Below are 22,853 nucleotides of genomic sequence, written 5' to 3' on the forward strand. Positions count from 1 at the left end.
GCGTGCGGTCACGGCCAACTCAAAGGCCGACGCGGGTACCGTGTGGGTGTGGAAGCTCTCGCGTTCGTCATCGGCGTCGTCCTCATGGTCGTGGGCCTCGCCGTGTCGATCGCTCTCCACGAACTCGGCCACCTGTGGCCCGCCAAGAAGTTCGGCGTGCGCGTCGGCCAGTACATGATCGGCTTCGGCCCGACGCTGTGGTCGCGCCGCATCGGCGAGACCGAGTACGGCGTCAAGGCGATCCCGCTCGGCGGGTACATCTCGATGGCCGGCATGTACCCTCCCTCGCCGAAAGAGCTGTCGGCGGCGGCATCCGGCCACCGTTCCGGCCGGGCGGGTGGCGGGTTCTTCGCCACGATGGTGCAGGACGCGCGCGCGGCCAACGACGAGACGCTCCTCAGCGAGGACGACGACCGCGTCTTCTACAAGCTGCCGGTGTGGAAGCGCGTCGTGATCATGCTCGGCGGGCCGATCATGAACCTGCTCTTCGCGATCGTGCTCTTCGCCATCCTGCTCTCGGGCATCGGCATCCAGTCGGCGACCACCACGGTCTCCAGCGTCAGCGAGTGCATCATCCCGCCCGGCTCCGACCGCACGACGTGCGAGGTCTCCGACCCGCGCGCGCCCGCCGCGGCGGCGGGGATGCAGCCCGGCGACGTCATCGTGGCCATCGACGACGAGCCGATCTCGACCTTCGCCGAGGCCGCTGCCCTGATCCAGGCGTCGCCCGGTCAGGCGATCGCCGTCACCGTCGAGCGCGACGGCACGGAGCGCGTCCTGACGCTCACCCCGTCCCCGGTCGAGCAGGCCGTCACCGACGAGCGCGGCCGGCCGGTTCTCGACGACGACGGGGAGCCGCAGACCGAGCGGATCGGCATCGCCGGGATCCGCCAGGAGGTCGCCTATCTGCGCGAGCCGATCTGGATCGCGCCGCAGATGGCGTTCGACCGCGTCGGGGCGGTCGCCGGGATCGTGTGGCAGATGCCGGTCAAGGTGTGGGAAGCCGGCGCCACCCTCATCACGGGGGAGGAGCGCGACCCCAACGGACCCCTCAGCATCGTCGGCGCCGGTCGACTCTCCGGCGAGGTGGCCGCGGCGGATGCGCCGGTGCTGAACCGGGTCGCCGGGTTCCTCGAGCTCCTGGCCGCGGTCAACATCGCGCTGTTCGTCTTCAACCTCATCCCGCTGCTGCCGCTCGACGGCGGGCACATCGCCGTCGCCCTGTGGGAGGGCATCAAGCGCATCTGGGCGAAGGTCTTCCACCGCCCGCCGCCGAAGCCCGTCGATGCCACCCGGCTCGTGCCGGTCACCTTCGTCGTGGTGGTCGCGCTCATCGCGATGGGTGCCGTGCTGATCCTCACCGACATCGTGAACCCGGTCTCGCTGTTCGGTCCGTAACGATTTTCCAGGACCTGTCGAAATCGGTCTTGTCCGTTCGCTGTGGGGATGAAACGGTTCCACTGACGAAAGGACCACGACCGTGAAGTACGTCCTGATGTTCACCAGCACTCCCGAGCTCGACGGAGCGGTTCCGCCCGAGCGGGCGCAGGAGGTCTACAACCGCATCTACGAGTGGTTCGGCGAGCACGCCGAGCACATCGACGACTCGGGAGCCGAGCTGCAGCCGCCCGACACGGCGACGACCGTCAAGCACGGCGGTGACGGGCCCGTGGTCGCCGACGGCCCCTTCTCGGAGGCGAAGGAGGTGGTCGGCGGGTTCAGCGTGATCAACGCCGACGATCTCGATGCGGCCATCGCGATCGCCAAGACCTGGCCCGCTCTCGATCTGCCGGGAGTCGCGGTCGAGGTGCGCCCGATGGTCGTCGACTACAGCCAGTTCGAGCAGTGAGCACATCGGATGCCGCGACCCCGCGCGATGCGCACGGCCGGGCCGCGGCATCCGATCTCCTGCTCGCGCGCGTGGTGCGTGAGGAGTCCGGCAGACTCGTCGCGACCCTGACCCGGTCGTTCGGCAGTCTCGACGTCGCCGAGGAGGCTGTCGCCGAGGCCGTGGAGGAGGCGCTGCGGGCGTGGCGTGTCCGCGGGATCCCGCCGAAGCCCGAGGCATGGCTCACGCAGGCCGCGCGGCACAACGCGCTCGACCGCCTGCGCCGCGAGAAGGGCCTCCGCGACAAGCTGCCTCTGGTCGTGTCCAGGCCCGATTCCGAGCCGGGCGAGCCGCCGGAAGCGGACGAGCGCCTCCCGCTGCTGTTCGGATGCTGCCACCCTGCCCTCTCACCCGACGCGCAGCTCGCGCTGACGCTGCGGGCGGTCTGCGGCCTGACCACCGCGCAGATCGCTCGCGCGACGTTCAGCGCCGACGCCGCGGTGGGTCAGCGCATCGTGCGGGCCAAGCGCAAGATCGGCGCAGCGGGCATCCCGCTGCGCGTCCCGGAAGGGCCGGAGCGGGCCGAGCGGCTCGACATCGTGCTGGCGATCGTGTCGGTCATGTACAGCGAAGCCCATCTGGTGGCGGGGAGGGACGCCGCGGCCGACCGCGATCTCGCCGACGACGCTGTGTGGCTCGCGCGTGTGATCGCGCAGGCGCTGCCGCGCGAGCCTGAGGCGCAGGGGCTGCTCGCCCTGCTGCTGTTCCACCGGGCCCGCGAGTCCGCGCGCGCCGTCGACGGCGAGCTGGTGCTGCTCGCCGACCAGGACCGCTCGCGGTGGGACGCCGGGCTGCTCGCCGAGGCCCGCGCGGCTCTCGAACGCGCGGCACGGCTGCGCCGGCCGGGGCGCTGGCAGCTGCATGCCGCGATCGCGGCGTGCCACGCGGATGCCTCGAGCGCCGCGGCGACCGACTGGCTCCAGGTGCTCACGCTCTACGACATGCTGCTCGCGTACGACCCGACACCGGTGGTGCGGCTCAATCGCGCCGTCGCCCTGGCGCGCATCGACGGGCCGGAGTCTGCGCTCGCCGAAGTGGACGCACTCGAGGACGCGCTGGCTCGCTCCCACCTGTGGCACGCGGTGCGCGCGTCGCTCCTGCGCGACCTGGGTCGCGACGACGACGCGCTCGCCGCAGACCTGCGCGCACTCGAGCACACCGCGAACGAGGCCGAGAGGCGGCTGCTCGCGGCGCGCATCGAGGGGTGACGCGTTTCGTCTCGCTGCGCTCGCTCGACGACCCGGGGGAATGGTGTGGCGTTTCGTCTCGCTGCGCTCGCTCAACGACCCGGGGTGGCCGTGACGCGTTCGTCTCGCTGCGCTCGCTCAACGACCGACGGAGTCCCGGGTCGTTGAGCGAGGGAGCGGAGCGACCGAGACGAAACGCGTCACCGCGCGAGCGGCGTCAGCGCGTGCGACACGAGGCGTTCGAGCGTGGTCATGCCGTCGCGCGACAGGATCGACTCGAGGTGACCCTGCACCGACGCGTAGCCGGGTCCGCGGAGCGCGTATACGTCGCCGGTCGCCGGGTCGGCGGCCACTTCCGTCTCGCCGACCTCGGCCACCCCGGCCGCCACGCGCGCGGTGAACGTGTTGTAGAAGCCGATCGATGCCGGCATCCCGAACACGTCCACGGTCTTCTGGAGGCCCTGGTGCGGCGCGGCGAGCGGGGCGAGGTCGATGCCGACGGAGTCGGCCAGGATCTGATGGCTGAGGCAGACCGCGAGGATCGGGCGCCGTGCCTCCCGCCGGCGGGCGACGACCTCGCGCATGCGGCGCAGACGCGGGTTCGAGGGATCGCGCGGGTCGCCCGGACCGGGGCCCGACACGACGAGCTCGGCCTCGTCGAGCTGGTCGTCGGTCACGTCGCTCCAGGGAACGATGGTCACGTCGAGGCCGAGGTGGCGCAGCTGGTGGGCGAGCATCGTCGTGAAGCGGTCCTCGGCATCGACGACCAGCGCCGACCGGCCCGCGAACGGTCCGGGCTCTCCGGTCTCCTGAGGGTTCAGCCAGAAGCCGGCGAGCCGCGCGTTGCGCGAGCCCAGCAGGGCGGCGATCTCGGGGTCGTCGGCGAGCCGCCGCGGCTCGGCAGCCGGAGCGTCCTCGTCGATGGCGGCGGACAATGCGGCGGCGGGAACCTCAGCGGCGAGCAGCGGGGCGGGGTCGCGCGGAATCGCGCCGATCGCGCCGAGCACGCCGGCGGCCTTGCCGTGGGTCTCGCCGACCTCTCCGTACGGGTCGGAGTGGCGCACGAGCGTTGCACCGACGGGAACCCGCAGGCGCCCGCCTTCGAGGTAGGCCGTGCGGATCAGGATCGGGGCGTCGAGATCGTGGGTCGGCTCGCCGTCGGCCACCGTCGGGCGGGGCGTGAACAGGGCGGCCACGCCGGAGTAGTAGCCGCGCGGAGTGCGCTCGTGTCGAGTGATGACCGTGCACGCGTTCTGCATCGGCGAGCCGGTCACGGTCGGAGCGAACATCGTCTCGCGCAGGATGTCGCGCGGGTCGAGGCGGCTGCGCCCGCGCAGCACGTACTCGGTGTGCGTCAGGCGCGACATCTCCTTCAGGTGCGGACCGGTGATGCGGCCGCCATCCGAGCAGACGGCGCTCATCATCTTGAGCTCCTCATCGACGACCATGAAGAGCTCCTCGGTCTCCTTCGTCGACTCCAGGAACTCGCTGAGCGTCTCGGGGGTGGCGCCGCCGGCGGGATGACGGAACGTGCCCGAGATGGGATTCATCGTCACGACGCCGTCCTGCGCGCTCACGTGAGCCTCGGGGCTCGCGCCGACCGCGACGTGGCCCGGTGTGACGACGGCGAAGGTCCAGTACGCGCCACGCTCGTACTCGAGCAGCGCGCGGAACCAGGTGAGTGCCGCGGTGGCGGGCTCCACTCCGACCGCGGCGGTGAAGTCGCGGCGGATGACGAAGTTCGCGCCCTCGCCGCGCCCGATCTCGTCGGCGATCACGCGGCGCACGATGTCGGCGTAGGCCTCGTCGGCGATGTCGAAGCCGGCGTCCTCGAGCGGCACCGTCTCGCCGGGCAGCTGCGCGAGCACGTCGTCGCGAGGGAGCGCGCCGCGCTCCGAAACCACCAGGCAGCGCAGCGGCGCGCCGTCGTCATGGCATTCGAAGCCGCGCTCGGTGACCTGGCGGAACGGCACCAGGGCGAGCACCTCACGCGGCGTGCCCGATGCGTCGAGCAGCGGGATATCGGCGAGGAGGGCGACGTCGATCACCTCGCCGGTGAGGACCTCGACGGTCGCGCCGTCGCGGGCGATGAGCGCGAACGGGATGCCTCGCGCAGCCAGTTCACGGAGGGAGAGGGGAGCGGGCCCGGTCATGATCGGTCTTTCGTCGTGGGGGCGGTCGCCCTACGAAAAAGAAGACCGCCCTGAGGGGCGGTCTGAGGTCGCGCGAACCCACCGCCTATGCGGTGAGCCACCAGGTGAGGGTCGCGGACATGCGCCGAACCTACCACAGCGGTGCGTGCCGGCTGACGCCGACTGCACGCCGCCTGCTCACGGATTCGGGGCCGACCACCGCGATGGCGGGCGACGCCGCGACGAGGATGATGCCCACCCCGAGGGACGCTCCGAGGGCGACCGCCGCGACACCCGCCACGAGCACGGCGAACGCGCCGACGTGCAGCCACACCTGGAACACATTGAATGCCCTGACCAACAGGGTGGAGAGGACGAGGAGCAGCGTCTCGAACGCGAACACGGAGATCGCGATCGTCAGGATCGCGTACGTGGCGTCGACATGCGCATCGTGGGTGATCACGGTTGCGGCGAGGTGGAGCCCGGCACCCACGCCGATCAGCGAGCCGAACAGCGCGATCTGGAGATAGCCCCACACGAATGCGCGCTCGCGGTGTTGCCCGAGCACCTTTCCGAACGGGATCGCGAAGTACATCCACCACATGCTGAAGGCGAGCGCGGTGCCGCCGAAGGCAACCAGTGCGGTCTCGAGGTTCCATCCCTGCACGGTGACGACCGCCGAGATCGCGAGGATCGTGCCGAGGATCACCTCACCCAGCGTGATGATCACCAGGAGGCCGTAGCGCTCCGCGATGTGGTGCGCGTGCCAGGGTGTGCGGCCGAAGCGGAGTTCGGCGAACAAGGGGCCGGCCAGCTCGAGGAGCATGAGCAGCGTGGTGAAGACGAGGGTGATGCCCACGGGCAGGGTCAGGAAGATGAGCGCGATCCACCCGACCTGCGCGATGGAGATGTTGATCGCGTACGCGAGGCATGTCCTGCGGCGCGCTTCGTCGTGGCGTGCAGCGCGCAGCCAGAGCGCCACCGTCGCGATGCGCATGATGACGTAGCCGGCGACCATCACGCTGTTGTCCAAGTGCTCGCCGTGTTCGATCGATGAGAAGACGTCCGGCACGCCGAGGGCGACCACGAGGACACCCACCATGATGACGAGTGTCGCCACCCGGAAGAAGACGTCGTCGGTGTCGTACGCGGAAGCGAGCCAGGTGTAGGTGATCCACGCCCAGGTGACCGCGAAGGTTCCGAAGGCGAAGCCCATCAGAGCTGCGGCCAGGTGGTCCACTTCCAGGTAGTGGGCCGCCTGCGACGAGATCTGCGAGAACGCGACCACGAACGTGAGGTCGAACAGCAGCTCCAACGGCGTCGCCGCGCGGTGCGCCTCGTGAGGGTCGCGTCCGGTCATGCGCCGCACGCGGTGGCTCAGACTCATGCGGGAAAGGTACACCCGCCTAGCAGGACGGCGGCGTCCAGGCAAGCGCTCAGGCGACGGCCAGCCCCCGCGTGGCCACCCCGCGTAGGCTGGAGGTCGTGCCAGCAGTGAATCTCGGGATGCCCAAGGTCCCCGAAGTCCTCGCCCCCCGCCGCAAGACCCGGCAGATCAGTGTGGGCAAGGTCCTCGTCGGCGGCAACGCCCCCGTCAGCGTCCAGTCGATGACGACGACGCAGACCACCAACATCAACGCCACCCTGCAGCAGATCGCCGAGCTCACCGCCTCCGGCTGCGAGATCGTCCGTGTTGCCGTGCCTCACCAGGACGACGCCGACGCGCTCAAGATCATCGCGATGAAGAGCCAGATCCCCGTGATCGCCGACATCCACTTCCAGCCGCGCTACATCTACACCGCCATCGACGCCGGCTGCGGCGCGGTGCGCGTGAACCCGGGCAACATCCGCGAGTTCGACGGCAACGTCGGGCAGATCGCGGCCGCAGCGAAGGCCGCGGGGGTCTCACTGCGGATCGGTGTCAACGCCGGCTCGCTCGACAAGCGCATCCTCGCGAAGTACGGCAAAGCGACGCCCGAGGCCCTCGTCGAGAGCGCCGTCTGGGAGGCGTCGCTGTTCGAGGAGCACGACTTCCACGACTTCAAGATCTCGGTGAAGCACAACGACCCCGTCGTGATGGTCAAGGCCTACCGCCTCCTCGCCGAGCGGGGCGACTGGCCTCTGCACCTCGGGGTGACCGAGGCCGGCCCGGCGTTCCAGGGCACGATCAAGAGCGCCACCGCGTTCGGCATCCTCCTGTCGGAGGGCATCGGCGACACGATCCGCGTGTCGCTCTCCGCGCCGCCCGCCGAAGAGGTCAAGGTCGGCCACCAGATCCTGCAGTCGCTGAACCTGCGCGAGCGCAAGCTCGAGATCGTGTCCTGCCCCTCCTGCGGCCGCGCACAGGTCGACGTCTACACCCTTGCCGACAACGTGACCGAGGGCTTGAAGGACATGACGGTCCCGCTGCGCGTGGCGGTCATGGGCTGCGTCGTCAACGGCCCCGGCGAAGCCCGCGAGGCCGATCTTGGCGTCGCGTCCGGCAACGGCAAGGGGCAGATCTTCGTGAAGGGCCAGGTCATCAAGACCGTGCCCGAGGCGCAGATCGTCGCGACCCTCATCGAAGAGGCGAACCGCATCGCCGCGGAGATGGGTCCGGACGCGCCGCTCGGCACGGCTCAGGTCGTCACGACCTGACGCCCCCGGCACGCGTCAGGACAGCGTGCCGGCGGTCACCGCGAGGTCTTCGTGCACCCGCAGGCTCGTGCGGACCGCGATCTCCAGAGCGCTCGCGATGTCGGCGAGCAGGAGGGACGAGGCATCCGCTGATCCGCCGTGCTCGGCAGCCCACGGCACATGGATGAACCCGGCGCGCGCGCCGCGGACGCCGGCCTCGTGCAGCGCGGTGAAGAACACGTGGTTGCACACGAACGTGCCTGCCGAATGCGAGACGGCCGATGGGATGCCGGCTGCCGCGATGTCGCGCGCGATGGCTTTGACCGGCAGCGTCGCGAAATAGGCGGCCGGGCCGCCTGCGACGCTCGGCACGTCGACGGGCTGCGCGCCGGCGTTGTCGGGGATACGCGCATCGAGGAGATTGACCGCGATGCGCTCGACGGAGATCGTGCCGCGGTCGCCCGCGAGGCCGGTTGCGAGGATGACATCGGGCGAGTGCTCCGCGACGAGCTCGGTGAGTCGCGCTGCGGCGCCGTCGAAGGTCACCGGCAGGACAGCAGTGATCAGCGTCTCCGGCCCGCTCCAGCGCGCCGCGACGATGCCGACCGCCTCGCCGGAGGGGTTCGCGGGGTCGCCGCCGAACGGCTCGAAACCGGTCAAGAGGATCGTCGTCACCCGTCCAAGGCTACGGTCCAGACGATGCGTGGGCTGCCTCGCGCGGGCGGCGGGGGCGACGATGGGCCGCCGCTAGACTCGGGCGGTGCCCGCCCTCACCCCGGATCAGACCGCGGTGCTGGCTACGTGGCTTCCCGGCTTCACGATCGAGGACGACCTCAGCTGGGGCCAGACCGACACGGTCGTGCTGCGGATCCGGACCGAGGGCGGCGAGTACGTGGTCAAGGCCGGCGGCCCAGCCAACCACCACATCCTGCGAGAGCTGCAGGCCCATGACGGCGCGACGGATGTCTGGGTCGCCGAAGGCCGGGCCGCGCGCCTGCGCTTCGCGGACGCCGCCCGGCGCATCCTGGTCGTCGATCACCTCCCCGGCGTGCTCGCGGGGCCGACGCCGGCGGCGACCGACCCCGCCCTGCACCGGCAGGCGGGAGAGCTGCTCCGGCAGTTCCATGACCAGGCGTCGGTCGACGGCGCCGAAGCCGAGGAAGCCGCGAGGGCGTCGACGCTGAAGTGGCTCGACGCACCGCATCGCATCGATCCCGCAACCGTGGTCACGCTGCGCGCGGCGTTGGCCGAGGCATCCGTCGATCCTCCTCCCGCGGTGCCGACGCACGGCGACTGGCAGCCGCGCAACTGGCTCGTCGACGAGGGCACTCTGCGGGTGATCGACTTCGGTCGATTCGCGCTCCGCGCGGCCGCGACCGACTTCGCGCGGCTGGCCGCCCGGGAGTGGCGTGCCAACCCGGATGCGGAGCGCGCGTTCTTCGAGGGGTACGGCGCCGACCCGCGGACTCCCCGGCACTGGCGGCTCGTGCGCCTGCGGGAGGCGGTCGCGACCGCGGTGTGGGCGTTCCAGGTGGGCGATGAGGAGTTCGAGCAGCAGGGGCATCGCATGATCGCCGAGGCGCTGGAGTGAGCGCCGTGCAGCCCGCCGACCCGCTGTCGCGCCCCATCACCGCTGGAATCGTGACGGCGCTCGTCGGCTTCAGCAGCGCCTTCGTGATCGTTCTCACCGGCTTGCGCGCCGTCGGAGCCAGTCCGGCGCAGGCGGCGAGCGGCTTGCTCGCCGTATGCGTGACGATGGGACTCGGCTCGCTCGTGCTCGCGTGGCGATACCGGATGCCGATCACCGTGGCCTGGTCGACGCCCGGCGCCGCGCTGCTCGCGGCCACCGGAGCCGTCGAGGGCGGCTGGCCCGCCGCAGTGGGCGCGTTCATCGTGGTCGGCGCACTCGTCGTGCTGACGGGGCTCTGGCCGCACCTCGGGCGCCTCATCGCCCGCATCCCGCCGTCGATCGCCCAGGCGATGCTCGCCGGTGTGCTGCTCCCGCTGTGCCTCGCGCCGATCACCGGGATCGTCGTCAACCCCTGGGGAGTCGTACCGGTCGTGCTGACGTGGCTCGTCTTCGCGCGTCTCGCGCCACGGTGGGCCGTGCCGCTCGCGTTCACGGCCGCCGCGGTCGTGGTGGGCGTCTCGCTCGCGCAGGAGGGGGCATCGGTCGACCCTGGCCTGCTGGTGCCGCGGGTCGAGCTGACGGTGCCGACCTTCACGCTCGGCGCGCTCGTGAGCATCGCGATCCCGCTGTACATCGTCACGATGGCCTCGCAGAATGTGCCCGGCGTCGCCATCATGCGCAGCTTCGGCTACGAAGTGCCATGGCGGTCGGCGATGCTGGTCACGGGCGTCGGCACGGTGATCGGCGCCCCGGTCGGCGGCCATGCGATCAACCTCGCTGCGATCAGCGCTGCGCTCGCGGCTGGTCCGGAGGCGGACGCCGACCCGAAGCGGCGCTGGGTCGCCGGAGTCTCGACCGGCGCAGCGAGCCTCGTGCTCGGCGGCGCCTCGGCGGCGTTCGCCGCCCTGGTGCTCCTCGCACCGGAGGCGGTGATTCCCGCCGTCGCCGGACTGGCGCTGTTCGCGGCGTTCGGAAACGCCGTGCAGCAGGCGATCGACGATCCGGGCGAGCGGATGCCCGCAGTGGTGACGTTCCTCGTGGCTGCGTCGGGCGTCGCGATCCTCGGCGTGAGCGCCGCCTTCTGGGCGCTCATCGCCGGTCTGGTGGTGCGCACCGTGCTGCACTTCGGGCGGCGGCGGCTCGGCTGAGCTCGCTCGCCGTGCGGAGAATCGGAGATTGTCGCGAACTCGCCGCGCCGAGGGCGTCCGCGCCGGCGTGTCGCCGAAGATCTCCGATTCTCCGACAAGGTCCCGGCTGACCCGATGGCGGCTGACGCCGGTCGCGGCATCCCACCGCCCTAGACTTGTCGCTCGTGGTCACACGTCTTTCGCACTTCTTCCTCCGCACGCTCCGTGAGGACCCGGCCGACGCCGAGGTCGCCAGCCACCGCCTGCTCGTCCGCGCCGGGTACATCCGGCGCGCGGCGCCCGGCATCTTCACGTGGCTGCCGCTGGGGCTGAAGGTCAAGGCGAAGATCGAGGCGATCATCCGCGACGAGATGGCGAACGCCGGTGCATACGAGGTGCACTTCCCCGCGCTCCTCCCGCGTGAGCCCTACGAGCAGTCCGGCCGCTGGACGTCGTACGGCGACGGCATCTTCCGCCTGCAGGACCGCCGCGGCGCCGACTATCTCCTCGCGCCGACGCACGAGGAGATGTTCACCCTCCTGGTGAAGGACCTGTACTCGTCGTACAAAGACCTGCCCCTGTCGATCTACCAGATCCAGGACAAGTACCGCGACGAGGCGCGTCCGCGCGCCGGCCTCCTGCGGGGCCGCGAGTTCACGATGAAGGACGCCTACTCGTTCGACTACACCGATGACGGGCAGGATGCCTCGTACCAGCGCCAGCGCGACGCGTACGAGCGCATCTTCACCCGCCTCGGGCTCGAATACGTCATCGTCGCCGCCGACAACGGCCTGATGGGCGGCGCGCGCAGCGAGGAGTTCCTGCACCCCACGGCGGTCGGCGAAGACACCTTCGTGCGCTCGGCGGGAGGGTACGCCGCCAACGTCGAAGCGTTCACGACCGTCGTTCCCGACGCGATCCCGTTCGACGGACTGGGCGCCCCGGTGATCTTCGACTCGCCGAACACCCCGACGATCCAGACGCTGGTCGACCACGCCAACGCCCACCTCGACGCGCCCGCTTCCGGCATCGCCGGCCCGGCCACAGCCGACGCGACGGAGTGGACGGCGGCGCACACGCTGAAGAACGTCGTGCTGGCCCTCACGCACCTCGACGGCACCCGGGAACTGGTGATCGTGGGCCTCCCGGGTGACCGTGACGTCGACGACAAGCGCGCCGAGGTGGCGTTCGCGCCCGCGGCGGTCGAGGCGGCGACTCCCGAAGACTTCGAGAAGCACCCGCTGCTCGTCAAGGGCTACATCGGCCCCTGGTCCGAGACCGGCGCGCTGCTCGGCGAGGAGTCGGCGACCGGCATCCGCTACCTGCTCGACCCGCGCGTGGTCGACGGCACGGCGTGGGTGACCGGCGCCAACATCGACGAGAAGCACGTCCACACGCTCGTCGCGGGCCGTGACTTCACCGGCGACGGGTTCGTCGAGGTCGCCGACGTGCGTGCCGGCGACCCGGCGCCCGACGGCTCAGGTCCGGTCGAACTGGCGCGCGGAATGGAGATCGGCCACGTGTTCCAGCTGGGACGCTTCTTCGCCGAGACGCTCGGCCTCAAGGTCCTCGACGAGAACGGCAAGCTGGTCACGGTCACGATGGGCTCGTACGGCATCGGCGTGACCCGCATCCTGGCCAACCTCGCCGAGCTGAACCACGACGAGAAGGGCCTCCGGTGGCCGGCATCGGTCGCGCCGTTCGACGTGCACGTCGTGGCCGCCGGTCGCGACGCTGTTGCCTTCGAGGTCGCCGAGAAACTGTCGGCCGAGCTCGAGGCATCCGGTCTCGATGTTCTCTACGACGACCGCGTGAAGGTCTCGCCGGGCGTGAAGTTCGGCGACGCCGAGATCGTCGGCGTGCCGAAGATCATCGTCGTCGGCCGTGGCGCCGCCGACGGGCAGGTCGAGCTGTGGGACCGCCGCACCGGCGACCGCGAGACCGTCTCCCTCGCGGAGGTCGTGGAGCGCCTGCGCACGGTCTAGGCAAGCCCCATTCCTGTCGGGGCACGGCATGCGACGCTGGATGCATGCCTGAGAATGCTGCAGTGCCCCCCGAGGTGACCGACGATGTCCGTGCCCTGATCACAGATGCGGGCATCACCGAGAACGTCGACCTCATCGCTCGGATCCTCGTCACGGGTGTCGGCCTGGGGCTCGACCGCGCCGGTCGGCTCGACCTGAAGATCACGACGGCGGCGCTGACCGAGATGCGGGCGGCGTTCCAGCACTTCGCGCCCTACGCCGGCGTGCCGAAGGTCACGATCTTCGGATCGGCGCGCACGCGGCCGGACGACCCGGTCTACCGCGCCGCGGCCAGCGTCGCGGAGGCGCTCGCCGAGAGCGGCTGGCTCGTCGTGACCGGTGCCGGTCCGGGCATCATGCGGGCCGCGGCGGAGGGAGCGGGGTCGCAGCGATCGCTGGGCGTGTCGATCCGCCTCCCGTTCGAGGAGCGCCCGAACGCCGTCATCGCCGAAAACTCCCGCAACGTGGCGATGAAGTACTTCTTCACGCGGAAGCTGATGCTGGTGAAGGAGTCGCACGGCTTCGTGTGCGTCCCGGGCGGGTTCGGCACGCTCGACGAGCTGTTCGAACTGCTGACGCTCCAGCAGACCGGCAAGGCCGAGCCGACGCCGATCGTGCTGCTCGACAAGCCCGGCGGCACGTTCTGGCACGGCCTGGAGCGGTTCGTCGACGAGCAGCTCGTCGGCTCGGGCCTCATCTCGCCCGACGACTTCGACCGGCTCCTCATCACCGACTCGGTGGACTCGGCAGCACAGGAGATCACGGGCTTCTGGCGCAATTACGACTCGATGCGCTGGGTGGGCGACCGCCTCGTGCTGCGGCTGAAGTCGGCTCCTACCGACCTCGAGCTGGACGAGCTCAACGATCGCTTCGGATGGCTGCTGGCATCCGGGCGGATCGAGCGCAGCGCGGCCCTTCGGCAGGAGGCAGACGACGCGGCGAGAGCGGGGCTCCCGCGGCTCATCCTGCGGCTCGATCAGTTCCAGGTCGGATCGCTGCACCGCCTGATCCGGGCGATCAATGCGCTGGACAGCGCTCCGAAGGGGCCGGCCCGGGCCGCCTGAGCCGTGCCGGCCACATCCGTGCGGTGAGGGTCGTCAGCAGCTGACCCGGCCGTGCGCCATCGAGTCGTCGGGCATGTCGCGCGTAACGAGCGCCTTGAGCATGCCGGCGGCCATCACGAGCTTGCCGTGCCGGGGCTCCCAGAACTCGCACTCCTTCGGAGTTATCCGCAGCAGGGCGATGCCCGGTGTGTCCAGCCCGTCCTCGAACCAGATGTCGAGGCTGGGGGAGTAGAGCTCCTTCATCTTCGCCTCGTCATGCAGGACGACCGCGCGTCCCGCGACCGACACGTAGCGGTGGTCCTTCGCGTCGATGTACGAGAGGCCGACGTCATGCCCGGGGTCGGCCTCCGCCTCGGCGACCTTCTTGGTGTCGTCGAGCGTGAAGAACCAGATGTCGCCGGCGTCGTCCATCTGGCGCGTGCTCATCGGACGGCTGACGAGGTTGCCCGCGGCATCCTGTGTCGTGAGCATCGTGAAGTCGATGTCCTCGACGAGCTCCTTCACGCGTGCGATGGCTTCCATACCGGTGACTTCGGTGGGTTGTGTTGTCTCCGTCATGCGTCGACTCTTCCCGAGCGCCCCGACGGGCGACAGGGGATTGACAGAGCGGATGCCTCGCCCCGGCTCACATGCGCGCGTAGCGCGCCCGGGCCACCGTGAAGACGCCGTAGGCGATGAAGCCTGCGCCGACGATCCCGGCGAGGTAGGGGCCGAAAGGGACGTCGAGCATGGCCTGCACCGCACCGTCGATGCCGCCCGCGGCTTCGGCGTCCGTGCTGAGCGCGGCGGCGAGCAGCAGCACGCCCACGATCGCCAGGGAGACGCCCTTCGCGATGAAGCCGACGACCCCGAGCGTCGTGATCCCTTGCCCGACCGCGCCGTCGGGGATGCGCATCCTGTTGTGGAAGCTGCGCAGGATTCCCATCGCGACGAACGAGACGCCGCCGGCGGCGAAGCCCACGCCGATGAGCGCGAGCACGATGGGCCCGCCGGGGATGTCGATCAGGCTGCGGCTCGCGTCCTCGGCCGTCTTCTCGCCGTTGGGCCGGGCGCCCAGCGCGATCGCGGCGGTGATCACTCCGAGCCCGATGAAGACGATGGCCTGGCCCCACTCCGCGGTGCGGCGTCCCCATTTCTTGGCCGCGCCCTTGGCATCGCCCGAGAGGTCGCGCGCGAGCACGCCCTCGGCCGCGTGCCACAGGCCGAGCGCGCACAGCGCGATCGCGATGAGCCAGAGCAGGACGAATCCGAGGGGTGCGACCGCGACGGCTTTCAGGGCCCCGGGCTGGTCACCCTCTGCATCGCCGCCGAACGCGATCACGAGCACGATGATGCCGAGGAGGATGTGGACGATGCCGTTGGCCACGTAGCCCGCGCGCGCGAACACTTCGAAGACGGGGCTCGCCTCGGCTTTCCGCGCGGCGGCCTTCGCTGTGGGGGCCGACATGCGGACAGCCTAGGGTGCGCCGCTCGCCCGTGTCCGGGCTTGCGCCGTCAGGCCTGACCGTGCAAGTGATCTCGGTGCTTGTCGGCCTGCCGCCGCCGTGTCGAGATGTCGATGGGCCCCGTCACGGTGAGCTCGTCCTCCCAGACCTCGATGCCCGAGACGTCCGGCAGGCGGTCTCGGGTGAAGACGGGGTCACGTCCTTGACGTCGCTGATCGGTGTAGTCCTTCAGCAGCCGGAACGCGATTCCGGACAGAAGAGCGATCGCGACGAGGTTCGTCAACGCCATCAACCCCATGACGCCGTCCGCGAAGCTCCACACGAGGTCGGCGCCCACCACAGACCCGGCGAGCACGGCGACGACCACCAGCGCCCGGTACGCGGTGAGCAGAGTGCGGTTCGGATTGATGAACTCGATGTTCGATTCGCCGTAGTAGTAGTTGCCGAGAATGGACGAGAACGCGAGCAGGAAGATGATCACGCTGAGAGCGATGCTCGACCAGTCGCCGAGGGAGGACACGAGGGCGCTCTGGGTCAGGTCTATGCCCCGTTCCGCATTCGCGAGGTCCGGGACGGACACCAGGATGATGAACGCGGTGATGGAGCAGACGAGGAACGTGTCGAAGTAGACGCCGAGGGTCTGCACGAGCCCCTGCTTGACCGGGTGCGTCACGGCCGCGCTCGCGCCGGCATTGGGCGCCGACCCGAGTCCGGCCTCGTTCGAGAACATCCCTCGTTTGACACCGGTGAGGATGATGTAGCCGAACGCCGCGCCGACCACCTCGTTGAATCCCCACGCCTGGGTGAAGATCTCGGCGAAGACGACGGGCAGGCGGTCGAGGTGCAGTGCGACGACCACGAGTCCGAGGAGGAGGTAGATGAGCGCCATGATCGGCACGAGGAACTGGGTGACCGATGCGATGCGGCGCACCCCGCCGAAGACGACGAGCCCGGTGAGCAGAGCGACGACCGCCCCGATCACCCAGGGCAGCCATCCGGGCGCGTCGTCGCCGACCGTCGCCGAGATGGTCGCCGAGATGGTGTTCGCCTGCAGGGAGCTGAACGCGAACGGGAAGCAGATGATGAGGATGATGGCGAACCAGATGCCGAGCCAGCGGGCCTTCAGCCCGCGCTCCATGTAGTACGCGGGGCCGCCGCGGAAGCCGTCGCTGTCCCGCGTCTTGAACAGCTGGGCCAGGGACGACTCGATGAAGCTCGACGCTCCGCCGATGAAGGCCATCAGCCACATCCAGAACACGGCGCCGGGCCCGCCCAGGGCGATGGCGGTGCCCACACCGGCGATGTTGCCGACGCCGACACGCGACGCCGCCGAGATCGTGAACGCCTGGAAGGCGCTGACCGACTGCGGCCGCCCGTCCTCGGACCGCGGCGTCTTGTCGGTGAGCGTCCGGAACATCTCGGGGATCAGGCGAAACTGCACCACGCCCGAGCGCACCGTGAAGTAGATGCCGAGCAGCACGACGACGGGCAGGACGATCCACGTCCACAGGTTGTCGCCCCACTCCACCAACCACTCATTGATCGCGTCCATGCCGACAGTATGGCGGGGCGGGCATCCCACGTCACCACGCCTCGCCAGCGCCTAGCATTGGCTCGGTGATCCGTCCCCCGCTGCGCAGGCTTGCGTCCCGGGTGAGCAGCCTTCCCGGGTTGGTCGCCGACGCGCCCCCCGCGGTGGCCACCGGCGTCGGTGCGATCGTCCTCCTGCTCGGCCTGCTGGTCGTGACCCGCCCGCTCACCTCGCTGGTGCTGCTCACGGTGTACGTCGGGTTGAGCGCCGTGCTGTCGGGTGTCGGCGAGTTCCTGCGGGAGGGGACGGATGCCACGACCCGGCGCCGCGTCTTCGGCGCCGTCTGGATCCTCTTCGGAGGCGCGATCCTCCTCGGCCTGGGGCGGACGCTGGCGGCCCTTCCCGACGTGGTCGCCCTGATGCTGATCCTCGGCGGGCTCGCCTCGGCATTCGACGCCGCATCCCGGACCGGCACGAGTCGACGGGTGCTCGCGGGAGCGTGGTCGGTCGCGCAACTGGTGTTCGGCGTGCTCGCCCTGTCGTGGCCCGACGTGACGGTGCTCGTCGTCGCCGTGGTGTTCGGCGCGCGCACCGCTCTGTTCGGCCTCTCGCTCATCGTCCGCGGCATGAACGGCTTCGGCCCCGGACGCGGTGGCGCGGAGGGGTGGGCCGACGCGTTCGCCCACAGTCCCCTCCCGGCACCGGCCGAGTCCCCGCGCACCTCGCGGCTGCGGGCCGCCGGCAGGTACGTGCTGGCTGTCGCGCTCGTCGGCGTCGCCGCATCGGCGTGGTGGGTGAGCGGCTGGATCTCACAGGGCGCGCATGTCGTCGACGCGTTCTACGACCCTCCGCCGGTGATCCCGTTCGAGCACGGAAGCCTCATCCGGACGGACGACTTCGCCGGCCAGCATCCGCCCGGAGCCGACGTGAAGCGGATCCTCTACACGACGCGCGATGCCGTCGGAGCGCCGGCCGTGGCCAGCGCCCTCGTGATCATCCCGGAGGAACGACGCCCCGGAACGCGCCCGGTCGTCGTGTGGAACCACGGCACGACCGGCGTCGCACGCGGATGCGCCCCCAGTCTGCGCGACGCGGCGGCGACCAAGTGGTCGATCCCCGCGGTGGAGGAGGCCATCGAGCGCGGCTGGGTGATCGTCGCCTCCGACTACTCCGGTCAGGGGGCGCCCGGCACGTTCCCGTACCTCATCGGACGCGGTGAAGCGCGGTCTTCGCTCGATGCGGCGCTCGCAGCCCGGCAGCTCCCCGGAGTCGCGCTCTCACCGCGCACTCTGGCGTGGGGCCACTCTCAGGGCGGTCACGCTGCGCTCTGGATGTCGCAGATCGCCTCCGCCTACGCGCCTGCGATCGACATCCGCGGGACGGCGCTGCTCGCCCCGGTCACCGAGCCCCTCGCGCTCGCGGAGGAGCTCGACGGAACGGATGCGGACGTCCTGCTGACGATCCTGATCTCGTGGGTGCTGGTTCCGTACGCCGACACGTACCCGGATGTCGACCTGGCCCGCTACGTCACCCCGGGCGGCGCCACGATCGTCCGTGAGATGACGCAGCGATGCCCCACCGAGCCCGGCGTGATCGTGTCGGTCGCCACCGGACTCGGCATCGCCGAGGACCGTCCGCTGTACGTGCGCGACCTCACCTCGGGCCCGCTGGGGGAGCGCCTGGCGGCCAACGCTCCCACGGGGCCGTGGGAGGAACCCGTGCTGGTCACGTGGGGCGATGCGGACGAGGTCATCCCGCCCCGGCTGCAGCAGCGCTTCGTCGATCAGCTCTGCGCTGACGGCGTGCAGACGCGGTGGGTCGTGTTCGGCGGATACGATCACCTCGCCACACTGCTGCCGAGCTCTCGGTTCCATCCGCTGCTCGTGCGCTGGAGCGAGGATCGGCTCCTGGGTGGAGATGGCCCGGTCGACGACTGCGGCAGATGAACCCACGTTCCTCCCAGCGTCGCGGGCCGCGGCATCCGGTAACGTAAGAGGGTTCCGGCGGCTGGATGCGTCGGTGAGAGCTGAATACGGAGGCCAGAGTGGACATCGATCTCGGATTGCTGCGGACCGTCGAGCGTGAGAAGGAGATCCCCTTTGACGAACTCGTCCGGATCATCGAACAGGCCATCCTGACGGCCTACGCCAAGCACACATCGCCCTCCGGCGAACTGCCCGAGGGCGCGCGCGCCGAACTCGACCGCAAGACCGGCCACGTCGCCGTCTTCGTGCCGCTGCTCGACGACGAGGGCGCGGTCATCGGCGAAGAGGAGAGCACTCCCGAGGACTTCGGCCGCATCGCCGCCTTCGCGGCCAAGCAGGTCATCTCGCAGCGCCTGCGCGACATCGCCGACGACGCGGTGCTGGGGGAGTTCCGCGGCAAGGAGGGCGACATCGTCGCCGGCGTCGTGCAGCAGGGTCCGAACCCCCGCATGGTGCACGTCGACCTGGGCACCGTCGAGGCCATCCTGCCGCCCGAGGAGCAGGTGGCAGGCGAGGAGTACGCCCACGGCTCCCGTCTGCGCGTCTACGTGACCTCGGTGTCCAAGGGCACGAAGGGTCCGCAGATCACCGTGTCGCGCACCCACCCCGGGCTGGTCCGCAAGCTCTTCGCCCTCGAGGTGCCCGAGATCGCCGCCGGCCTCGTCGAGATCGTCTCGCTCGCGCGCGAGGCGGGCCACCGCAGCAAGATCGCCGTGAAGGCGAACGACCCGACCATCAACGCCAAGGGCGCCTGCATCGGCGAACTCGGGCGTCGGGTCCGTGCGGTCACCGAAGAACTCGGCGGCGAGAAGATCGACATCGTCGACTACGACCCCGAGCTCGCGAAGTTCGTCGCGAACGCCCTGTCGCCGGCGAAGGTGACGTCGAGCTTCATCCTCGACGCGTCGAGCAAAGCCGTGCGCGCGCTCGTCCCCGACTACCAGCTGTCGCTCGCGATCGGCAAGGAGGGCCAGAACGCCCGCCTCGCCGCCAAGCTGACCGGCGCCAAGATCGACATCCAGCCCGACTCGATCCTCGAAGACGCCTGACGCGGACGGCGCTCCCAGCCCCGAGGTGTAACATGGAGCCTGTACGAACGTGCGTCGGTTGCCGCATGCGTGCTCCCCGGTCCGCCCTCCTCAGGGTGGTCTCCATCGATTCCGTCCTCGTCCCAGACGAGCGTGCGGTGATGCCGGGGCGAGGCGCGTGGGTGCACCCGACAAGCGAATGCGTGGATGCCGCACTCCGGCGCCGCGCGTTCGTGCGGGCATTGCGTGTGTCAGGACCGCTTGACACGCAGACCATCGAACAGCACATACAGCGAAAAGGCTGAACGGCTATGGAATCAAAGTGAACGGCTCGAAATGAGTCCCGTCCGCGACTAACGGTCTGCCCTGTCTGGGTGGACCCCAGACAGGAGAATTGTGGCAAACGCCAAACCACGCGTGCACGAGATCGCCTCCGAACTCGGCGTCGACAGCAAGGTTGCCCTTGCGAAGCTCAAGGAGCTCGGCGAGTTCGTGAAGAGCCCCTCGTCCACCATCGAACCCCCCGTGGCTCGCAAGCTGCGCGCCGCCCTCGAGGCGGACGGCGCGGCCAAGCCCGCCGCTGACGCGAAGCCGGCCGCTCCGGCGCGCCCCGCCGGTCGTCCCGGCCCGGCACGCCCGGCGGCTCCCGCTGCGCCCGCAGCGCCGGCGGCCAGCGCACCCGCCGCTCCGGCACCCGCTCCCGCTCCGGCGGCCAAGACTCCGGCGCCCGCGCCGGCGTCCGAGGCTCCGGCAGCCCCGGCGCCCGCTGCGCCCGCGGCCGACGCCGCTCCCGCGAAGCCCGGCGCTCCGGCGCCCGGTGCCCCGCGTCCCGGTGGGGCCGGCGCCCCGCGCCCCGGCAACAACCCCTTCTCCTCCTCGCAGGGCATGGGCCAGCGTCCCGCCGGCCCGCGCCCGGGCAACAACCCGTTCGCGTCTGCGCAGGGCATGGGCCAGCGTCCGAACCCCGGCAACATCCCGCGTCCGCAGGCACCGCGCCCCGGCGCCCCGCGTCCCGGCGCTCCGCGCCCGGGTGGCGGCGGTCGTCCCGGCGGCGGCGGTCGCCCCGGTGCTCCGTTCCAGCAGCGTCCGGGTGGTCCCGGTCGTCCCGGCGGTGCCGGCGGCGGATTCCAGCGCCCCGGCGCACCCGGTGGCGGCGCGCCCGGTGGTGGCTTCGCCGGTCGTCCCGGCGGTGGCGGCGGTCGTGGCCGCGGTCCCGGCGGCGGCACGGCAGGTGCCTTCGGCAAGGGCGGCGGCAAGTCCAAGCAGCGCAAGTCGCGTCGCGCGAAGCGGCAGGAATTCGAGATGCGGTCGGCGCCGGTCGTCGGCGGCGTCAACGTCTCCAAGGGCAACGGCGAGATCATCCGCCTGCGCCGAGGCGCCTCGATCGCCGACTTCGCCGACAAGCTCGAAGCGCTGCGCGGCTACACCGTTCAGCCCGGCACGCTCGTCACCATCCTGTTCAACCTGGGTGAGATGGCGACTGCCACCGAATCGCTCGACGAGGCGACCTTCGAGGTCCTCGGCGAGGAGCTCGGCTACAAGATCCAGATGGTCTCGCCCGAGGACGAGGACAAGGAGCTCCTCGAGGGCTTCGGTCTCGACCTCGAGGCCGAGCTGGAGGCGGAGAGCGAGGACGACCTCGAGATCCGGCCTCCCGTCGTGACCGTCATGGGTCACGTCGACCACGGTAAGACCCGACTGCTCGACGCCATTCGCCAGACCAACGTGGTCGCGGGCGAGGCCGGCGGCATCACGCAGCACATCGGCGCCTACCAGGTCTGGACCGAGCACGAGGAGATCGAGCGGGCGATCACGTTCATCGACACCCCCGGTCACGAGGCGTTCACCGCCATGCGTGCCCGAGGCGCGCAGGTCACCGACCTCGCGATCCTCGTGGTCGCCGCCGACGACGGCATCATGCCGCAGACGGTGGAGGCGCTGAACCACGCCCAGGCGGCGAACGTGCCGATCGTGGTCGCGGTGAACAAGGTCGACAAGCCCGACGCCAACCCGGCCAAGGTGCGCCAGCAGCTGACCGAGTACGGTCTGGTCGCCGAGGAGTACGGCGGCGACGTGATGTTCGTCGACGTCTCGGCCCGCCAGGGCACCGGCATCCAGGAACTGCTCGATGCCGTGCTGCTGACCGCCGACGCCGGTCTCGACCTCACCGCCAACCCGAACAAGGATGCGCGCGGTGTCGCGATCGAGGCCAAGCTCGACAAGGGCCGCGGGTCCGTCGCCACGGTGCTCATCCAGTCCGGAACGCTCCGCGTCGGCGACGCGATCGTCGCAGGCACGGCCTATGGCCGCGTCCGCGCCATGATCGACGAGAACGGCGACGCGGTCGACGAGGCGTACCCGTCGCGTCCGGTCCAGGTGCAGGGTCTCAACTCGGTGCCCCGCGCCGGTGACACCTTCATCGTGACCGAGGAAGACCGCACCGCCCGCCAGATCGCCGAGAAGCGCGAGGCCGCCGAGCGCAACGCCCAGCTGGCCAAGGCCCGCAAGCGCATCTCGCTCGAGGACTTCACCCGTGCACTCGAAGAGGGCAAGGTCGAGTCGCTCAACCTCATCATCAAGGGTGACGTCTCCGGTGCCGTCGAGGCGCTCGAGGAGTCGCTGCTCAAGATCGAGGTCGACGATTCGGTGCAGCTGCGGATCATCCACCGCGGCGTCGGCGCGATCACCGAGTCCGACATCAACCTGGCGACGATCGACAACGCGATCGTCATCGGCTTCAACGTCCGCCCCGACACGAAGGCGCGCGAGCGCGCCTCCCGCGAGGGCGTGGACGTCCGGTTCTACTCGGTCATCTACAACGCGATCGACGATGTCGAGCAGTCGCTCAAGGGCCTGCTCAAGCCGGAGTACGAAGAGATCCAGTCGGGTGTGGCCGAGATCCGCGAGGTGTTCCGCTCCTCGAAGTTCGGCAACATCGCCGGTGTCATCGTCCGCTCGGGCACGATCACGCGCAACGCCAAGGCGCGCGTCATCCGCGACGGCGTGGTCATCGCCGACGGCCTGGCGATCGAGTCGCTGCGCCGCTTCAAGGACGACGTCACCGAGGTGCGGACGGACTTCGAAGCCGGTATCGGCCTCGGCAAGTACAACGACATCCAGATCGGCGACGAGATCGAGACCACTGAGATGGTCGAGAAGCCTCGCGGCTGATCGCAATCGGTGAGGGGCGCCGCAC

Annotated in this window: 18 protein-coding genes; 12 read left to right on the forward strand and 6 right to left on the reverse strand. The window is 70.4% G+C overall.

Going from position 1 to position 22,853, the window contains the following annotated elements:
* The first annotated feature begins 48 nt into the window (after nt 1–48).
* The 3 genes from JX005_RS03050 to JX005_RS03060 all read left to right on the forward strand — a co-directional run bounded on the left by JX005_RS03050 (nt 49) and on the right by JX005_RS03060 (nt 3,096).
* Nucleotides 49–1,398 carry a M50 family metallopeptidase gene (locus JX005_RS03050; RefSeq protein WP_214465910.1) on the forward strand — a complete coding sequence of 450 codons (1,350 nt, stop codon included), beginning with the start codon at nt 49–51 and terminating at the stop codon, nt 1,396–1,398.
* Between the two features lie 82 nt (nt 1,399–1,480).
* Nucleotides 1,481–1,849 (forward strand): YciI family protein, encoded by a 369-nt coding sequence (locus tag JX005_RS03055; RefSeq protein WP_214465911.1) that lies wholly within the window; start codon nt 1,481–1,483, stop codon nt 1,847–1,849.
* A complete protein-coding gene (locus JX005_RS03060) occupies nt 1,846–3,096 on the forward strand; it encodes an RNA polymerase sigma factor (protein ID WP_214465912.1) in 1,251 nt (416 codons plus the stop codon). The genes JX005_RS03055 and JX005_RS03060 overlap by 4 nt, the downstream gene beginning before the upstream one ends.
* A 179-nt stretch (nt 3,097–3,275) precedes the next feature.
* Here JX005_RS03060 and JX005_RS03065 read toward each other — a convergent pair whose 3' ends face one another.
* Together JX005_RS03065 and JX005_RS03070 are read right to left on the reverse strand one after the other, a co-directional pair.
* Entirely contained in the window at nt 3,276–5,228 is a 1,953-nt protein-coding gene (locus tag JX005_RS03065) for an anthranilate synthase family protein (protein WP_214465913.1), read from the reverse strand.
* Nucleotides 5,229–5,358: 130 nt separating this feature from the next.
* Nucleotides 5,359–6,594, reverse strand: a complete 1,236-nt coding sequence (locus tag JX005_RS03070) for a low temperature requirement protein A (protein WP_214465914.1) — start codon at nt 6,592–6,594, stop codon at nt 5,359–5,361.
* A 98-nt stretch (nt 6,595–6,692) separates the two neighbouring features.
* On the opposite strand from JX005_RS03070, the gene ispG reads away from it, so the two are divergent.
* A complete protein-coding gene (gene ispG / locus JX005_RS03075) occupies nt 6,693–7,844 on the forward strand; it encodes a flavodoxin-dependent (E)-4-hydroxy-3-methylbut-2-enyl-diphosphate synthase (protein ID WP_214465915.1) in 1,152 nt (383 codons plus the stop codon).
* A 15-nt stretch (nt 7,845–7,859) separates the two neighbouring features.
* Here ispG and pcp read toward each other — a convergent pair whose 3' ends face one another.
* On the reverse strand, nt 7,860–8,498 hold the full coding sequence (gene pcp / locus JX005_RS03080) for a pyroglutamyl-peptidase I (protein WP_214465916.1): 639 nt from the start codon (nt 8,496–8,498) through the stop codon (nt 7,860–7,862).
* Between the two features lie 85 nt (nt 8,499–8,583).
* On the opposite strand from pcp, the gene JX005_RS03085 reads away from it, so the two are divergent.
* The 4 genes from JX005_RS03085 to JX005_RS03100 all read left to right on the forward strand — a co-directional run bounded on the left by JX005_RS03085 (nt 8,584) and on the right by JX005_RS03100 (nt 13,668).
* Entirely contained in the window at nt 8,584–9,414 is an 831-nt protein-coding gene (locus JX005_RS03085; RefSeq protein WP_214465917.1) for a phosphotransferase, read from the forward strand.
* A 5-nt stretch (nt 9,415–9,419) separates the two neighbouring features.
* Nucleotides 9,420–10,601: a benzoate/H(+) symporter BenE family transporter gene (locus tag JX005_RS03090; RefSeq protein WP_214466074.1), complete on the forward strand. Its 1,182-nt coding sequence runs from the start codon at nt 9,420–9,422 to the stop codon at nt 10,599–10,601.
* A 164-nt stretch (nt 10,602–10,765) separates the two neighbouring features.
* Nucleotides 10,766–12,565, forward strand: coding sequence for a proline--tRNA ligase (locus JX005_RS03095; protein WP_214465918.1), 1,800 nt, complete (start codon nt 10,766–10,768; stop codon nt 12,563–12,565).
* 44 nt (nt 12,566–12,609) lie between these two features.
* Nucleotides 12,610–13,668 (forward strand): LOG family protein, encoded by a 1,059-nt coding sequence (locus tag JX005_RS03100; RefSeq protein ID WP_214465919.1) that lies wholly within the window; start codon nt 12,610–12,612, stop codon nt 13,666–13,668.
* A gap of 33 nt (nt 13,669–13,701) precedes the next feature.
* On the opposite strand, the gene JX005_RS03105 is transcribed toward JX005_RS03100, so the two are convergent.
* The 3 genes from JX005_RS03105 to JX005_RS03115 all read right to left on the reverse strand — a co-directional run bounded on the left by JX005_RS03105 (nt 13,702) and on the right by JX005_RS03115 (nt 16,665).
* Complete coding sequence (locus tag JX005_RS03105) at nt 13,702–14,226, reverse strand: pyridoxamine 5'-phosphate oxidase family protein (protein ID WP_214465920.1); 525 nt, start codon at nt 14,224–14,226, stop codon at nt 13,702–13,704.
* 67 nt (nt 14,227–14,293) lie between these two features.
* Complete coding sequence (locus JX005_RS03110; protein ID WP_214465921.1) at nt 14,294–15,115, reverse strand: DUF1206 domain-containing protein; 822 nt, start codon at nt 15,113–15,115, stop codon at nt 14,294–14,296.
* 47 nt (nt 15,116–15,162) lie between these two features.
* A complete protein-coding gene (locus JX005_RS03115) occupies nt 15,163–16,665 on the reverse strand; it encodes an alanine/glycine:cation symporter family protein (RefSeq protein WP_214465922.1) in 1,503 nt (500 codons plus the stop codon).
* A gap of 65 nt (nt 16,666–16,730) precedes the next feature.
* On the opposite strand from JX005_RS03115, the gene JX005_RS03120 reads away from it, so the two are divergent.
* From JX005_RS03120 to infB, 4 genes are all read left to right on the forward strand, one after another.
* Nucleotides 16,731–18,590: a lipase family protein gene (locus JX005_RS03120; protein ID WP_214465923.1), complete on the forward strand. Its 1,860-nt coding sequence runs from the start codon at nt 16,731–16,733 to the stop codon at nt 18,588–18,590.
* 98 nt (nt 18,591–18,688) lie between these two features.
* The gene (gene nusA / locus JX005_RS03125) at nt 18,689–19,678 is read left to right on the forward strand and encodes a transcription termination factor NusA (RefSeq protein ID WP_214465924.1); all 990 of its coding nucleotides are present in this window, start codon (nt 18,689–18,691) and stop codon (nt 19,676–19,678) included.
* A 32-nt stretch (nt 19,679–19,710) separates the two neighbouring features.
* Nucleotides 19,711–19,962 carry a YlxR family protein gene (locus JX005_RS03130; protein WP_214465925.1) on the forward strand — a complete coding sequence of 84 codons (252 nt, stop codon included), beginning with the start codon at nt 19,711–19,713 and terminating at the stop codon, nt 19,960–19,962.
* A 112-nt stretch (nt 19,963–20,074) separates the two neighbouring features.
* Nucleotides 20,075–22,828 carry a translation initiation factor IF-2 gene (gene infB / locus JX005_RS03135; RefSeq protein WP_214466075.1) on the forward strand — a complete coding sequence of 918 codons (2,754 nt, stop codon included), beginning with the start codon at nt 20,075–20,077 and terminating at the stop codon, nt 22,826–22,828.
* Nucleotides 22,829–22,853: the final 25 nt, after the last annotated feature.

It is taken from the genome of Microbacterium flavescens (genome assembly GCF_018588945.1).
Taxonomy (GTDB): Bacteria; Actinomycetota; Actinomycetes; order Actinomycetales; family Microbacteriaceae; genus Microbacterium; species Microbacterium flavescens.

Excerpts from the sequence above, each read along its gene's own strand:
- JX005_RS03100 (WP_214465919.1), top strand. The coding sequence starts at position 12,610 with ATGCCTGAGAATGCTGCAGTGCCCCCCGAGGTGACCGACGATGTCCGT.
- JX005_RS03065 (WP_214465913.1), bottom strand. The coding sequence starts at position 5,228 with ATGACCGGGCCCGCTCCCCTCTCCCTCCGTGAACTGGCTGCGCGAGGC.
- JX005_RS03110 (WP_214465921.1), bottom strand. The coding sequence starts at position 15,115 with ATGTCGGCCCCCACAGCGAAGGCCGCCGCGCGGAAAGCCGAGGCGAGC.
- JX005_RS03115 (WP_214465922.1), bottom strand. The coding sequence starts at position 16,665 with ATGGACGCGATCAATGAGTGGTTGGTGGAGTGGGGCGACAACCTGTGG.
- JX005_RS03130 (WP_214465925.1), top strand. The coding sequence starts at position 19,711 with ATGGAGCCTGTACGAACGTGCGTCGGTTGCCGCATGCGTGCTCCCCGG.
- JX005_RS03070 (WP_214465914.1), bottom strand. The coding sequence starts at position 6,594 with ATGAGTCTGAGCCACCGCGTGCGGCGCATGACCGGACGCGACCCTCAC.
- JX005_RS03105 (WP_214465920.1), bottom strand. The coding sequence starts at position 14,226 with ATGACGGAGACAACACAACCCACCGAAGTCACCGGTATGGAAGCCATC.